At 52.9% G+C, this 244-nt stretch carries 1 protein-coding gene; it reads right to left on the reverse strand.

Annotated features, from left to right (window positions below):
- Positions 1 to 244, reverse strand: a 244-nt coding sequence (locus tag N8N51_RS10400; RefSeq protein WP_261104149.1) for a hypothetical protein, incomplete at both ends; no start/stop codon positions are given.

Consider the following 244-nt stretch of genomic DNA (forward strand, 5'->3'; position numbering starts at 1 on the left):
GGCCATGCACTTGTTGAGGCGGCCGCAGAGGCGGATTGACTTGCTGATGTCGACGCTCTTGTAGATGCTGACTCAGATGCTGATTGACTTGCTGATGTCGACGCACTTGTTGATGCTGACTCAGATGCCGATTGACTTGCTGATGTCGACGCGCTTGGTGAAGCTGATTCAGATGCCGATTGACTTGCTGGTGTCGACGCACTTGTTGAAGCTGAGTCAGATGCAGATAAACAAGGTGGTGGGG

Source organism: Streptococcus mitis, assembly GCF_946188685.1.
Lineage (GTDB): Bacteria > Bacillota > Bacilli > Lactobacillales > Streptococcaceae > Streptococcus > Streptococcus mitis_CC.